The following is a 14,181-nucleotide window of genomic DNA, read 5'->3' on the forward strand; positions in this document are numbered from 1 at the left end:
TTTTAATTGCACTTTAAAGGCTAAACAGTATCAACAAAAGTTTTTTCGACTTTGTTAAATATAATAATGCCAATAATTAAAAGTATAACTGTTAAAGAAGTAGCGTAGCCTAGGCTAATCCAACTAAAAGAACCTTCTCCTAAAAACCCATATCTAAATGTTTCAATTATTGATGTCATTGGGTTATATTCTATTAACCAACTGTATTTTGGGTATTTTTCTATTGCTGTAGATAATGGATAAATTACAGTAGTTGCATACATTAATAATTGCACTCCAAAGCTAACCAAGAAGGCAAGATCTCTATATTTAGTTGTCATAGCAGATATAATCATTCCAGCTCCTAAACCTAATAATGCCATTAAAATCACAATTAATGGAAAAAGAAAAATTGCCCAACTAATATTGAACTGGGATCCATTCGCATAATAATAAAGCATTAACAGTATAAATAAAACCATTTGCACCCCAAAACGAACTAAATTACTAACTACAATACTAAGGGGCATAATTAATCTTGGAAAATAAACTTTACCAAAAATGGCTGCATTGTCTTTAAATACTGTTGATGTTTTAGTTAAACAATCAGCAAAATAATTCCAAGCAGTAATTCCAGCCATATAAAATAGCGGTTTCGGCAATCCATCTGTCGATATCCCAGCAAGATTTCCAAAAATAAATGTGAAAATTAGGGTAGTAAATAACGGCTGTATAAAAAACCAAAGAGGACCAAGAATAGTTTGTTTATAAAAAGAAACAAAATCTCTTCTTACCAATAAGCCCAATAAATCTCTGTAAGCCCAAACTTCTTTTAGTTTTAAATCAAAAAGATGAGTTGAAGGAGCAATTTCCCAGGTTTCTTGTTGTTTATTCATTATAAAAGCATAAGATAACTTGTACCATAAACAATTAATTTTTTAATGCTTTCGCGATATTTTTCATAGCTAAAAGCCTTTAAAACATTTTTTTGTAAAGCAATTTTTTCTTCGTGATTTAAGGGAGATTTCAAAAGTTCATCTAGCGTCTTTTCAATTTCATTCGAATCATCAGGATTAACTAATTTACCTAATTCTCCATTTTTTAGCGCATCCACACTACCATCTTTATTGCCAGCAACAACATATAAACCACTCGCCATTGCTTCAATAAATACAATACCAAAGCCTTCTTTTTTGCTTGGCATTACGAAAATATCCGAAAGCAAAAAATGATCGGTAATTTCGGCCTCATCTATAAAGCCAATTAATTTAATGTGATTGGCTATTTGATGTTTTGTTATCAATTTCTCCAATCTTAGTTTTTCTTCTTCGTCAGATTTGCCCGCTATTAAATATACCACTTCTGGATATTTTTTAATTAACTGAGGTAAAATAGAAATGGTATTATCGTATCCCTTATATTTTTCTGAAGAAACAACTCTAGAAAGCGACATTAATATTTTTTGATTTGAATTAAGTCCATATCTTTCTAGCAATGTTTTTGGTTTACTAAAATTTTCTGGAAAGAAATAAAATGGATCAATACAATTATTAAGTATTTCCATTTTATCAGCTTTAATGCCGTGTATGCTTTTTATCTTTTCTGCTGTAAAATGGCTAACAGCAATAATTTTATCCAGTCTTTTGAGTGCTTTCAATTTAGGCTCTGGTAGTTTTCTCCAAATTTCAATTCCATGAGCAAGTAAATAAACTTTAGTTTTTGGACTAAATCTTTTAATTAAATAACCAATTGATAATAAGTTAATGTGACTCAAAATAATAACATCAGACCTTATTCCTTTCATCAAAGATTTAATGACAAAATATTTTCTATGCTCATTAAAAGCATGATATTGTTGCTTTTTTAAATATCTTGAATCACGGTCAAAGTATTTATCATACATAGAATAAACAGTTGGTTCTAATGTATTATCTTCTCCAAGATCATATAACGAACGGCAAATAGAGCGGCAAACTTTTTCAATCCCGCCGGTAAAACCGAAAACCTTTAAGGTTAAAAAGAGAACTTTAGGAGGCATGGAATACTTTATATAGTGCAAAAGCCGAAGACCAATGCAATTTATTGTTGTTAAAAGAAGAAATTAATTTTTTAGCTTTTTTATTTTGATAAAGATCTGGAGATGAGATTTCTTTATTTTTTACCATCCATTCTTGAAAAGGAAAAGTAAATCCCATTTTAGAACGGTTCAAAATTTGCTCAGGCAACTCTTTTTTATAAGCCTCGATCAATAATCGCTTTTTTTGATAAACTCCAAATTTTATCGAAGGGTGTATTGAAGTTACCAGATTTACAAAATTAACATCTAAAAATGGAACTCTTACCTCCACACCATGACTCATACTCATAAAATCAGTATCCTTTAACAATTGGTTTTGCATATACATATTAATCTCAAACCAACTTGCTCGCTCTTCATCATTTAAATAACGAATAGTATCATTTAAAGGAATATTTTGTAAGCAATTAATAACTGTTTTTATATCTATATCTAACAGATTAGCTATAATATCTGGCGTATATAGTCCTCTTAAACATAAATATTCGCCAACTGGCGATTGAAAACTTAAATAATAGAGTCTATTTAACTTGGTGTTTTGCAGAAATCGAGCTGATTTAATTAACTCTTTACTTATTCTACCTAAGTTTTGAATTTTTCTAATTCGATCAAATGAAGGATATCCGCCAAATAACTCATCAGCACCTAAACCTGATAGTACTGATTTCAGCCCATTTTCTTTAGCACACTTACATACAAACCAAGTATTAATACCATCAGTAGTTGGCTGATCCATATTTTTCAATATCGTATCAAAATTGTAAACAAAATCCCGATAGGTAATTACATGTTCTTGATGACTTGCCTCAACTCGTTCAGATATGATTTGACGATAAGAACTTTCGGAAAAATCTATTTCATTGAAATTAGCAGATATTGAAGTTAAATTCCCTTTAGCATACGTATCAGCAAGTAAAGTGATAATGCTAGAATCGAGCCCGCCGCTAAATAACACTCCTATACTAGCATCAGAAATTAATTGCAGTTTAACCGCTTTATTTAACTCTTCCTTAATTCTGATTATAGCTTCAGCTTCATCAATTATTTGAATAGCAGGACTGAATTGGAAATAAGGGTGAATTTTAAAGGAGCCATCTATTAACTTATATTTTAAAAAACTACCTTTTGGTAAACTATATACATTTTTTAAAGTAGTAAAAGGTTCAGGAATATGCCCGAATGCTAAATAATATATTTTCCAGTTTTCATTTGGTTGTTGAGTAATGCCAGAATGTTCAAATGCTTTTACTTCTGATGCAAAGATAAAATGTTGGATATCCCTACTATAGTACAAGGGTTTAACACCATTTTGATCTCTAACTAAATAGCAGCAATCTTTTGTTTTATCATGTAAACAAAAAGCAAAAATCCCGTTTAATTTTTCAAAAGAATTTTCTCCCCAAAACTGATAAGCCTTAATAATTACTTCTGTATCTGAATCGGTTTTAAAGTGAAAACCTTCCTGAATAAGTTGTTCCCTAATAACTTTAAAGTTGTAAATTTCTCCATTATAGGCGATTACAACCTGTTCATCATCACTAAACATAGGCTGATGACCAGCGGCGCTTAAATCTAAAATAGAAAGTCGTCTATTGCCTAAGCTTACCTTTTTTTCTTCATCAACTATGACCCCAAAATCATCAGGACCACCATGTGCCATGCTATCGCACATTAAGGTTACTTGATGTTTTAATTGTTCAGGAGAAAAATTTTGAGCAATGATGCCAGCAATTCTGCACATGTATTAACTATTTGTTAAATTAATAAGGACGTAAACTTTAATTGATTAATAAAAGTGTGTATTTGTTAAGTAATTAATTGGTGAAACATAGTGCTAATCAAACACAGCTTCGCCCTCTCAATCACATTAAAATTTTGTAACTGCTTGCTAGTATGCTGGTTATACTACCGGCTCAATAAAAGCCATAGAAGTGTTGATTAGGATGGAATAACCTATATCCTGTAATCGTAAAACTATGCTTTTTTTGCTCTTTAAAGATACTAATTCTGCTATAATTCCTTTAAATGGGCCGGCCTTAATTAAAACTTTTTCTCCTAACGAAATATCATATTCAATTACTTCAAGATCTGTTGAATTAGCTAATAATAATTTTAAATCTGCTAATTGCTTATCAGGAATCGAGGCAATTTTTCCAGAAAAATAAATAAATCGACTAACGCCATAAGTCATTAATACCTCTGTATACTCTTTAGCAGAGATATAAACAAAAAGATAGGATTTTAATAAAGGTTCTTCAATAATTTTCTTTCGATCACTCCATTGTTTTAACACCTTTCTTAAAGGTAAATAAGAAATGATGTTTTTTTTTGCTAATGCTTCTTGCGTTGTTTTCTCAGCTCTAGAGCGTGTATAAAGAGGGTACCATTTGTAACTATTGTCAATCATATTTGGTATCCATCATGTACATTATTTCTTCTTCCAAAATTCCCACCATTTTTTTGGATCTTCTTCGTAATATCCAGAACCCGCATAGCCAGAATAATCAGAATAATAATACGTACTATTTCCGCCACCTCTAGCATAATCAGTTGTGTAGTAATTAGAATGAAGTGCATCATCACCAAATGCATTTAAAACAATTGCTAAATTGCTTAATCCATACTCACGTGAAAGCCTTTCAGGTATCGCTGCTGCTCTAAATTGAGATTTTCCCGAACGAATTACAAACAGGTTTACATCAGATTGTCTAATTAATGGAATGGCATCTGAAACCAAACCAACAGGTGCAGTATCTACCAATACATAGTCATATTGAGGAGCTAATATCTCAAGCAATTTCTTCATGGATTCTGTATGCAGCAACTCTGATGGGTTAGGAGGCACAGGCCCAGATGGAATAAAATCTATATTATGAACTTCATCATGAATTATAACTTCTTCTAACGTTTTTTGGCCAGTTAAGTAAGAGCTCAAGCCAACTTTATTATCACTGCCAAAAACTTTATGTAATTTCGATTTACGTAAATCGGCAGCAATTAGAACTACTTTTTTATCAATTAAAGCCAAAGTGCCAGCTAAATTAACCGTTACAAATGATTTACCTTCTCCAGAAACTTCTGATGTAATACAAATGGTTTTGCTTTTTTTGTTACTCGCTAAAAAACTAAGATTTGTCCGAACAGAACGTACAGATTCAGCAAAAACTGATTTTGGTTTTGAGATAGAAAGTGCCTGTCTATTATCCTTATCAATATATTCAGGGAATTTTCTAATAACTCCAATAATTGGTGTATTTGTTAAAGCTTCAACAGTTTCTTTATCGTAAATGTAAGGATTTAAGAAACGTACCAACAAAATAAGACCAAAGCCACAAGCTAATCCTATCATGGCGGCAAAAGAATATATTTTGCTTTTTACAGGGGATATAGGAACATTAGAGGGAAATGCTTTGTTTACAATAGCTGCACCTGCAACAATAGCTGCCGCATTTAATTCGGATTCTAATTTTTTCTCTGATAAATAAGTTAAAACTTTATTGTTCACATCAAAGTTAGATTGGAATTGCACAAAGTCCTTTTCTTTTCCTGGTATTTGACTTATACTTTGATTAACTAAAGCAATTTGATTATCAAAATAACGCATCAATTTAAGATTACGTTCTTTTAAGGATCTAATGTTGTTCTTAATTGCAGTTTTAATATCTGAAATCTGTTTGTCTAGCTCTTGAATTGGTTCTGAATTAGGTTTGAATTGAATTAATTTTTGTTCTCTAGAGCTAATTAATATATTAAGCTGATTAACTAAACCACTTAATAAGCCACTTATGTTACCTTCTAAATCGAAATTAATTTTTATTTTATCTCTGTTGTTATTGATTTGATTTTCTAATTCATTTATTCCAATCAATTCTATATTTACTTCAGATTTTTGAGTTTCCAATGCGCTTAACTTACTAGCATTCAATTGGCTGCTGGCGCTTAAATCGACCATTTTGTTTTTTATTTTATAGTTGGCCAAGTTCGAACCTGCCGTGTCTGCTTTTTTACTTAAGAAACCTAACTGACTTTCAATAAACTCAATTGTTTGCTCTGCAGATTTTCGCTTTTCAATGATATCATAAGCAACGTATTCCTTCATAATGGAATTCAAAATATCTGCAGCAAAAATAGGATTGGAATCTGTTTGTGTCAGTAACATTATATTAGTAAAGTTACCCATCTCACTAGTAGAAATATTGCCGGCCCTGCCTATAAAATCTTCTTTAGAATTAAATCTAAAACTATAAGAACCAGCAGGAATTTGACTTTTAATTCGGAATATCATATTTCCCATTTTCAGCGTATCATTATAATGATATTCCTTTTTAGGACCATTATTTTCTGAAATTAAAGTAAAAGTAGTAGGGTTAACAGCTTCTACTTGATACAAAAACCTACTAAAATCTACAGAATCTTGTTTAATAATTTCTATTTCAAAGGGTTTTCTTGGGTATAATTCAGTAGTTCTAATCGTACCTTTTATATAATATGATATTTTATAATCTAGATTAGAAATTGCATTTAAAATAACATCATTACTTCTGATAACAACACCTTCTGCTTGTATTTTGTCTGTATAATTATATGCCTGAGAAGGGTCACCACCCATTGTATTAAGTGTTGGCCTATTTTCTTGTAATTTTAAAGAGGCACTAGTCTGATACATAGGAGGTGTATACAGTATATTTATTCGGGCAATTATTAATGCAATAATTACACAACCTGCAATCCAATACCAGCGACTAAAAAAAACTTTGAATATTTTATAGAAGTCTATATCCTGCCTAACAGTTTTAGTGTGTTGTAAAGTTTCTGGATTACTCATTAACGTGTAAATGTAAATATTAATACAGCTAGGTTAATTACAACAAGTAATGGCTGTATAATGTTATTATAGCTCTGTAGTTTTTCGCCGAGCACACTGCTTTTAGTAGGTTGTAGCACAATTATATCATTATTTTGCAAAATCAATTTTTTACTAGCTAAACTATTAATATCATTTAAGTTTACATAGATAATTTCTGGATTGCTTCTTTCGCCACGAATAATTTTTAAAGTTTTAGGATCTGCAGTTTTCGTAATGCCACCTGCTTCGCCCAAGATATCTATTAAACTTGTGTTATCCCTTTCTAATAAGAAATTGCCTTGTTTCATAAACTCTCCCAATAAGGTAACCTTAACATTTACAATTGTTACTTCAATAATAGGATCTACTAATTGCTTTTCCGCATAAATAGCTTGTAACTTGGCAGTAGCTTCTTTTCGAGTTAAACCAGCTACAGCAATTTTTCCAATCGCTGGAAGATTTACCTTTCCATCATTATCAACTGGATAAGACGTAACATTTGCTGAACTTCCACCAGAAGAAGCACCAATGGCACCTGTTGAACCAAATTCTTTGTTTTGGACATTTCTAACTGCCAAAATATCATTTACTTTGATTTTATAATACAAATCACCTAGCCCTTGATCATTCACAACATAAACTTGTTTAATAGTGTCGGTTACTATATCAGTAGATGCATTAAAAAGGGTTTTTTCTTTCCGAGCTGCGCAAGCTGAAAGAAGTAAAATTATAGTGAAAATTAAGAATAAATTTTTTAGAAGATTGACTTTCTGCATAGTATGGTATTCCTGGTAGGATAATATCGTCTTTGTAAATAATGAAACTATTAAATACAGCTTAAAGATGCTGAAAAAATATGAATATAAGAAAATCGTGTTTTTAACTTTTGCTAAATAAAATTTCTAAAATTATATATGCACTATATAAAATTTCTTTAAAAGCAATAATATTTCGGCTCAAAACTTGCCTAAATAAAAATATAATTAATCCTCTTCATGAATAAGTTTAAATTTATTGCCTTTCTTGGTATCTTATTTTGTATAAGTAATAATAATGCCAATGCAGCTAACGGTTGTATATATGCGTCTTCAGGAAACTTGTATATTACTGCAACTACGGCCCATAATAGCTTGCCAACATATGTATATAATGGTGCTTCAGATAGAGTTACCAATCCCAACTCGGTGTATTGCGTGCAAGCAATCTCAACAAATGGCTGTTATATTAAGCAAAGCACAACATATAGTTTAGGGAATTATGTAAGTTATGGTCCACTGCCTTGTTCTTTAGATAATTTTACTTGGGTTTTGATAAGTGCGATAATGGGATGCAGTTGTTATTTTCTCTATAAGAGAAATATTTTAACTGTTAGTTAAGTTTGGCTTTTACATGTTTGGTTTAATGAGTATAATTGGGTATAACTGTGGATATAATTGCTCATTAATCCCTTATTTATAAATATGACTATTAAACATAACTGTTTTTGCATAATATTTAAATTGCTTTCTTAAATTATTGAAGTAGTTAGCTTAAAAAAAGAAAACTTCTGTAGAAGTTAAAGTAAATTAACACTAGATTAAACAAAATTTCCAGTTTAAAATTAATTGTCTTATTTAGAAAATCTGTCATTGAAAGTAAGTGTAATCACTGTAGTATATAACGGAGAAAAATACATAGAAGATTGTGTTAAATCTGTTATTAGTCAAACGTATGGTAATATTGAATATATAGTAATTGATGGAGGTTCTATCGATTCTACTTTGTCTATACTTGAGAAATATAAATCAAACATTAGTTGTTTTATTTCTGAGAAAGATAAGGGTATGTATGATGCATTAAATAAGGGTATCAATTTAGCAAAGGGAGATATAATTGGTATACTCAATGCGGATGATATGCTTGCTGCTAAAGATGTAATTTCTAACATTGTAACCTGTTTTAAAAACAATAATTTAGATGCAGTTTATGGAAACCTGAATTATATCAATCCAGAAGATGCAAATCAAATTATCAGAAAGTGGGTTTCAAAAAAATTTACAAAAAGAGATATTAAATTAGGTTGGATGCCTGCACACCCAACTTTATATTTAAAAAGAGAATTATTTAAACGTTTAGGAAACTATTCCCTAGATTTTGGAACTGCTGCAGATTATGAATGAATGCTTAGATATTTATATCGTTACGAAATTAAGGCAATATTCCTTAATCAGTTAATCGTAAATATGAGAACTGGCGGAATGAGCAATGCTTCTTTAAAGCATCGTTTCCACGCTTTGGTTAATGACTATAAAGCTATAAAGGCAAATGACATTTCATTTCCGTTAGTAACTTTATTGGCAAAAAAATTGAGTAAGATTAAGCAATATTTACATTAAATTACTGAAATTAACTTTCAGTAAACATATAATAAGTATTTTTGGGTACATGACAAATCAATTAATTGTGGATTTTTTACAAGGGAATTTAATATACTATATCTCAATTGTTGGTTTAGCATTTCTATTATCGATAGCTGGCATTCCGTCTATTATTTTTACAGCCATAAAATATCGTTTATTCGATAATTCAGATGGGCATAGAAAAGCTCATCGTATCCATATTTCAAGATTAGGGGGAGTTGCTATTTTTTGCAGTTTTACAATAACTATATTGTTATTTGCTACTACGGTTAATTATCAACAAGCTAATTTTTTAATCACATCCTGTATTATTTTATTTGGTTTAGGACTGAAAGACGATTTATATGGAGTTGGCCCTAGTACAAAATTTTTGCTCCAGTTAATAGTTGCAATAATCTTAGTTGTTTTAGGAGGGTTTAAGCTAACAAGCTTATATGGGGTTTTTTATGTGTGGGAAGTAAATGTAATCTGGGGAGGATTGTTTTCTGTTATTGTAATTATTTTTGTAAACAATGCATTTAACTTAATAGATGGTGTAGATGGCCTGGCCGGGACTTTAGGGGCAATCGCCACATTAAGCTTTGGAATATTTTTCGCCATAGCTAATGCTTTGCCTTATGCATTTATTGCATTTGCTATGTTTGGAGCTATTGCTGGTTTTTTAATATTTAACTACTCTCCAGCTAAAATTTTTATGGGTGATACTGGCGCATTAATTATAGGCCTTGTTTGTGTAATTTTAGCTATTAAATTTATAGAACTCAATAAAATTGGTTCCTTACCAAAACCATATTTTTATTCTGCACCTTCTATTGCTGTCGCAGTTCTATTAGTGCCAATTTTTGATTCATTAAGGATATTTATCATTCGCATCCTACATAAAAGCTCTCCATTTAAAGGCGATCGTAATCATATTCATCATCGCTTACAACGTTTAGGCTTTAAATCAAATAAAATTGTAATGATTTTAGGTGGTTTTAATGTTGCAATGATTTTTTTCGCGGTTGAATTACAACGCGTTGGAAATTTCACACTAATTACGTTATTAATATCAATTTGTATACTGATGAATGCGACAATAACGTATGTTATTGGTAAAAAGTCCAACAAAAATTATAAATTAATCGATGTTATTTTTAAGGATACTTTTAAGCCTTCTACTGATTAATGTTGTGATTAAAAAACGACAAAAAATAACAATTCGTTTAAAAGAATATAGGTAGTTTTGCTATATGAAGTTAGCAATAAATGGTTTTGGCCGAATTGGTCGAATTTTTTTACGTACCGCAATAGAGCGTCAACTTAATGTAGTAGCTATTAATGATCTTTCCTCAGCTGCAACACTGGCTCATCTCTTTAAATATGATTCTGTTCATGGGGTTTATAAAGGTGATGTTACTTATGGGGATGATTTGCTAATTATTGATGGCAAAAGAATCAAAATTTACGCAACTGTTAACCCTAGTCAGCTGCCATGGAAAGCACTAGAAATAGATTTAGTAATCGAATCGACAGGTAAGTTTACCAATCGAGCTAATGCTTCATTGCATCTTGAAGCAGGAGCAAAACAAGTAATTATTTCTGCACCAGCAAGCGATATAACTATTCCGATGGTAGTGATTGGAGTAAATGATGACGAAGTTAATCTTAGATCAGATATCATATCCAACGCTTCTTGTACAACTAATAATGTAGCGCCAATGGTGAAAATTTTAGATGATAATTGGGGAATAGAAGACGGATATATCACTACTATTCACTCTATGACTGGTGACCAAAATTTACATGATGCGCCACATAATGATTTACGCAGAGCGAGAGCCGCATCGTCCTCTATTATACCAACGAGTACAGGTGCTGCTAAAGCAATTACACATATTTTCCCCCATTTAGATAGAAAACTTGGGGGAGCTGGAATTCGTGTACCTGTTTTAAATGGTTCTTTGACGGATTTCACCTGTATTCTTAAAAAGAAAACAACAATTGAAGATATTAATGCCGCCTTTAAAAAAGCTGCCGAAGGGAAATTAAAATCAATTATTGAATATACTGAAGATCCAATTGTTTCAGTTGATATTATAAATAATACTCATTCTTGTATATTTGATTCGCAACTTACCTCTATTGTTGGCGATTTGGTGAAAGTAGTGGGTTGGTATGATAACGAATCGGGTTATTCGAATAGATTGGTAGATTTAGTTGAAAAAATAACACAAATAAATGGTTAAGTTTATTCCATTTGAACTCACTTTGGGGCTTAGAAGTAAAATTCTAAGAAATGGTTTACCAACAGAAAAATGTGTATTTCCTACAGATCAAGTACAAGGAGCTTTTCATTTAGCTTTTTATGTTGATGAGGAAATAGCCTGTATTGCATCTTTTTTTCCTAATAACTATAAGGATAATAAAGAATTAGGTTATCAATTGAGAGGAATGGCGAGTGATACTGCATTTTCAGGTAAAGGTTATGGTTCGGAATTGGTAAAATTTGCAATCGAATACATCAAAAATACAAATGCACAATATATATGGTGCAATGCAAGAAGCTCGGCCATCGATTTCTATAAAAGACTAGGTTTCAAGCTTGTTTCTGATGAATTTGAAATAGAAGGCGTTGGACCGCATTATGAAATGATTTTAAACTTATACTAAATATATGAACACAATAGACGAATGTAATTTTAAAGATAAAAAAGCACTGGTAAGAGTAGATTTTAATGTGCCTCTAGATAAGGATTTTAATATTACCGACGATAAAAGAATGCGTGCTGCCTTGCCGACAATTAATAAAATACTAAATGACGGTGGTTCAGTGATTTTAATGTCGCACTTAGGTAGGCCAAAAGGTGGGCCAGAAGGAAAATATTCGTTAAAACATATTTTAGGTGATTTATCAAGAATGCTCGATTTAACTGTGAAATTCGCTTATGATTGCATTGGTGCTGAGGCAGAAAATAAGGCTAAAAATCTTTTCCCAGGAGAAGTTTTGTTGTTGGAAAATTTACGCTTTCATCCAGAAGAAGAAAAAGGAGATCTTGCATTTGCAGAAAAACTATCAAAACTAGGTAACATATATGTTAATGATGCTTTTGGGACTGCTCATCGGGCCCATGCCTCAACAACTATTGTGGCTCAATTCTTTCCAAAAGCTAAATATTTCGGCTATTTAATGGCTGAAGAATTGAAAAATGCTGAGAAAGTAAATCATGGAGCTGCAAAACCATTTACAGCCATTATGGGCGGAGCAAAAGTTTCAGATAAAATTTTATTAATCGAAAGTTTATTAGACAAAGTTGATAACCTAATTATTGGCGGAGGTATGGCGTACACTTTTGCTAAAGCGCAAGGCGGAGAAATCGGTACATCACTTTTAGAAGAAGATCGTATGGCTTTGTGCCTTGAATTGCTAGATAAAGCAAAAGCTAAAGGAGTAAATTTAATTCTACCAGTTGATACTGTAATTGCTGATAAATTTGATAATGATGCAGCTAAAGATCAGGTGGATACAGGAAAAATTCCAGCGGGTTGGATGGGCTTAGATATTGGCCCCAAAACCATTGAATTATTCAGCGAAACTGTTAAGAATTCTAAAACTTTACTTTGGAACGGACCAATGGGTGTTTTCGAAATGTCCAATTTTGAACAAGGTACAAAAGCTATCGCCGAAGCTGTAGTTGCAGCTACAAAAAATGGTGCTTTCTCTTTAATCGGAGGTGGAGATTCGGCTGCGGCAATTGCTAAATTTGGTTTAGAGGATCAAGTTAGCTACGTTTCTACCGGGGGTGGCGCTTTATTAGAATACATGGAAGGTAAAGAATTACCAGGTGTAAAAGCTATTCAAAGCTAGATAAATAGGGCGTAATTAATACTTAAAAGGCGGTATTTTGGATAATAATCCGAAATGCCGCCTTTTTTGATTTCCGCGATTTTTTTTAAAAAACACTCAAAAATGAGACGAAATGGGAATTTTAAATATGTTGAAAACTTTTTGTGGTAAGAAGTGGTAAATTGTGGTAGAAGTGTTTATTTTTACACTACATAAAAAGTGTTGGTGGTAAAATGATACAGCTATTAGGAGAGTTTGATTGTAAGTTAGATGCGAAGGGACGCCTTATGGTGCCCTCGAGTCTAAAAAAGCAATTGCCTAGTGTAGAGCAAGAGGGCTTGGTCATTAACCGTGGATTTGAAAAACACTTAGTGATTTATCCGAAAAAAGTGTGGGAAGGTATTGTGGCTGAGTTAAGTAAGTTGAATCAGTATGAGAAAAAAACTAGAGAATTTATTCGTTTTTTTACCCGTGGAGCTACAGAATTAAGTTTAGATGCTTCAGGCAGAGTTTTATTGCCGAAATCTTTATTAGAATTTGCTGGTATTAATGGTGATGTAGTTTTAGCTTGTCAGTTTGATAAAATTGAAGTGTGGTCTAAAGCTGCTTATGATAATTTATTAGATAACGAACCTGAGAATTTTGCAAATCTTGCGGAAGAAGTGATGGGTGGTAAAGATAGGAGGGATGAAGATGGAAAATAATTACCACGTACCAGTTTTACTGAAAGAATGCATTGAAGGATTAAATATTAAACCATCTGGAGTATATGTTGATGTTACTTTTGGCGGCGGCGGTCATTCTAAAGAAATATTAAAAAACTTGGGTAAGGATGGAGTTTTGATAGCTTTTGATCAAGATCCAGATGCACAAAGAAATAAAATTAACGATCCGCGTTTCATTTTTGTAGATCAAAATTTCGGCTTCCTTAAAAATAATTTACGTTTATTAGGCTATAAACACGTTGATGGCATTTTGGCCGATTTAGGTGTTTCATCTCATCAATTTAATGAGCCTAGCCGTGGTTTTTCAACTCGTTTTGAGGCGGATTTAG

14 protein-coding genes are annotated in these 14,181 nt (G+C 31.8%); 8 read left to right on the forward strand and 6 right to left on the reverse strand.

What is annotated here, in order from left to right; genetic code table 11:
• Nucleotides 1-20: 20 nt before the first annotated feature.
• The 6 genes from WC622_RS09570 to WC622_RS09595 form a co-directional block, all read right to left on the reverse strand.
• On the reverse strand, nt 21-875 hold the full coding sequence (locus WC622_RS09570; protein ID WP_372819469.1) for an ABC transporter permease: 855 nt from the start codon (nt 873-875) through the stop codon (nt 21-23).
• The gene (locus WC622_RS09575) at nt 875-2,017 is read right to left on the reverse strand and encodes a glycosyltransferase family 4 protein (protein ID WP_372819470.1); all 1,143 of its coding nucleotides are present in this window, start codon (nt 2,015-2,017) and stop codon (nt 875-877) included. Before WC622_RS09575 ends, WC622_RS09570 begins: the two co-directional genes overlap by 1 nt.
• On the reverse strand, nt 2,007-3,797 hold the full coding sequence (gene asnB / locus WC622_RS09580) for an asparagine synthase (glutamine-hydrolyzing) (protein WP_372819471.1): 1,791 nt from the start codon (nt 3,795-3,797) through the stop codon (nt 2,007-2,009). Before asnB ends, WC622_RS09575 begins: the two co-directional genes overlap by 11 nt.
• A gap of 159 nt (nt 3,798-3,956) precedes the next feature.
• Nucleotides 3,957-4,463, reverse strand: a complete 507-nt coding sequence (locus WC622_RS09585) for a UpxY family transcription antiterminator (RefSeq protein ID WP_372819472.1) — start codon at nt 4,461-4,463, stop codon at nt 3,957-3,959.
• Nucleotides 4,464-4,484: 21 nt separating this feature from the next.
• Nucleotides 4,485-6,881, reverse strand: coding sequence for a GumC family protein (locus WC622_RS09590; protein ID WP_372819473.1), 2,397 nt, complete (start codon nt 6,879-6,881; stop codon nt 4,485-4,487).
• On the reverse strand, nt 6,881-7,678 hold the full coding sequence (locus WC622_RS09595; protein ID WP_372819474.1) for a polysaccharide biosynthesis/export family protein: 798 nt from the start codon (nt 7,676-7,678) through the stop codon (nt 6,881-6,883). The genes WC622_RS09590 and WC622_RS09595 overlap by 1 nt, the downstream gene beginning before the upstream one ends.
• Nucleotides 7,679-8,506: 828 nt before the next feature.
• Between WC622_RS09595 and WC622_RS09600 the strand changes: the two genes are divergently transcribed.
• The 8 genes from WC622_RS09600 to mraW all read left to right on the forward strand — a co-directional run.
• Nucleotides 8,507-9,061, forward strand: a complete 555-nt coding sequence (locus WC622_RS09600) for a glycosyltransferase family 2 protein (RefSeq protein ID WP_372819475.1) — start codon at nt 8,507-8,509, stop codon at nt 9,059-9,061.
• Complete coding sequence (locus tag WC622_RS09605; RefSeq protein WP_372819476.1) at nt 9,062-9,277, forward strand: hypothetical protein; 216 nt, start codon at nt 9,062-9,064, stop codon at nt 9,275-9,277.
• 49 nt (nt 9,278-9,326) lie between these two features.
• Nucleotides 9,327-10,469 (forward strand): MraY family glycosyltransferase, encoded by a 1,143-nt coding sequence (locus tag WC622_RS09610; protein ID WP_372819477.1) that lies wholly within the window; start codon nt 9,327-9,329, stop codon nt 10,467-10,469.
• A 64-nt stretch (nt 10,470-10,533) separates the two neighbouring features.
• Nucleotides 10,534-11,529: a type I glyceraldehyde-3-phosphate dehydrogenase gene (gene gap, locus WC622_RS09615; protein WP_372819478.1), complete on the forward strand. Its 996-nt coding sequence runs from the start codon at nt 10,534-10,536 to the stop codon at nt 11,527-11,529.
• Nucleotides 11,522-11,953 (forward strand): GNAT family N-acetyltransferase, encoded by a 432-nt coding sequence (locus WC622_RS09620; protein WP_372819479.1) that lies wholly within the window; start codon nt 11,522-11,524, stop codon nt 11,951-11,953. The genes gap and WC622_RS09620 overlap by 8 nt, the downstream gene beginning before the upstream one ends.
• Before the next feature lie 4 nt (nt 11,954-11,957).
• Nucleotides 11,958-13,148 (forward strand): phosphoglycerate kinase, encoded by a 1,191-nt coding sequence (locus WC622_RS09625; RefSeq protein WP_372819480.1) that lies wholly within the window; start codon nt 11,958-11,960, stop codon nt 13,146-13,148.
• A 212-nt stretch (nt 13,149-13,360) separates the two neighbouring features.
• Entirely contained in the window at nt 13,361-13,831 is a 471-nt protein-coding gene (gene mraZ, locus WC622_RS09630; protein ID WP_372819481.1) for a division/cell wall cluster transcriptional repressor MraZ, read from the forward strand.
• On the forward strand, nt 13,821-14,181 hold a 361-nt coding region (gene mraW / locus WC622_RS09635), incomplete at its 3' end, for a 16S rRNA (cytosine(1402)-N(4))-methyltransferase (RefSeq protein WP_372819482.1). The genes mraZ and mraW, both read left to right, overlap by 11 nt.

It is taken from the genome of Pedobacter sp. (assembly GCF_041662865.1).
GTDB lineage: Bacteria > Bacteroidota > Bacteroidia > Sphingobacteriales > Sphingobacteriaceae > Pedobacter.

Bases quoted from the DNA above. Each gene is read 5' to 3' on its own strand.
- WC622_RS09570 (WP_372819469.1), bottom strand. From the start codon at position 875: ATGAATAAACAACAAGAAACCTGGGAAATTGCTCCTTCAACTCATCTT.
- WC622_RS09575 (WP_372819470.1), bottom strand. From the start codon at position 2,017: ATGCCTCCTAAAGTTCTCTTTTTAACCTTAAAGGTTTTCGGTTTTACC.
- asnB (WP_372819471.1), bottom strand. From the start codon at position 3,797: ATGTGCAGAATTGCTGGCATCATTGCTCAAAATTTTTCTCCTGAACAA.
- WC622_RS09585 (WP_372819472.1), bottom strand. From the start codon at position 4,463: ATGATTGACAATAGTTACAAATGGTACCCTCTTTATACACGCTCTAGA.
- WC622_RS09590 (WP_372819473.1), bottom strand. From the start codon at position 6,881: ATGAGTAATCCAGAAACTTTACAACACACTAAAACTGTTAGGCAGGAT.
- WC622_RS09595 (WP_372819474.1), bottom strand. From the start codon at position 7,678: ATGCAGAAAGTCAATCTTCTAAAAAATTTATTCTTAATTTTCACTATA.
- WC622_RS09605 (WP_372819476.1), top strand. From the start codon at position 9,062: ATGCTTAGATATTTATATCGTTACGAAATTAAGGCAATATTCCTTAAT.
- WC622_RS09610 (WP_372819477.1), top strand. From the start codon at position 9,327: ATGACAAATCAATTAATTGTGGATTTTTTACAAGGGAATTTAATATAC.
- gap (WP_372819478.1), top strand. From the start codon at position 10,534: ATGAAGTTAGCAATAAATGGTTTTGGCCGAATTGGTCGAATTTTTTTA.
- WC622_RS09620 (WP_372819479.1), top strand. From the start codon at position 11,522: ATGGTTAAGTTTATTCCATTTGAACTCACTTTGGGGCTTAGAAGTAAA.
- WC622_RS09625 (WP_372819480.1), top strand. From the start codon at position 11,958: ATGAACACAATAGACGAATGTAATTTTAAAGATAAAAAAGCACTGGTA.
- mraZ (WP_372819481.1), top strand. From the start codon at position 13,361: ATGATACAGCTATTAGGAGAGTTTGATTGTAAGTTAGATGCGAAGGGA.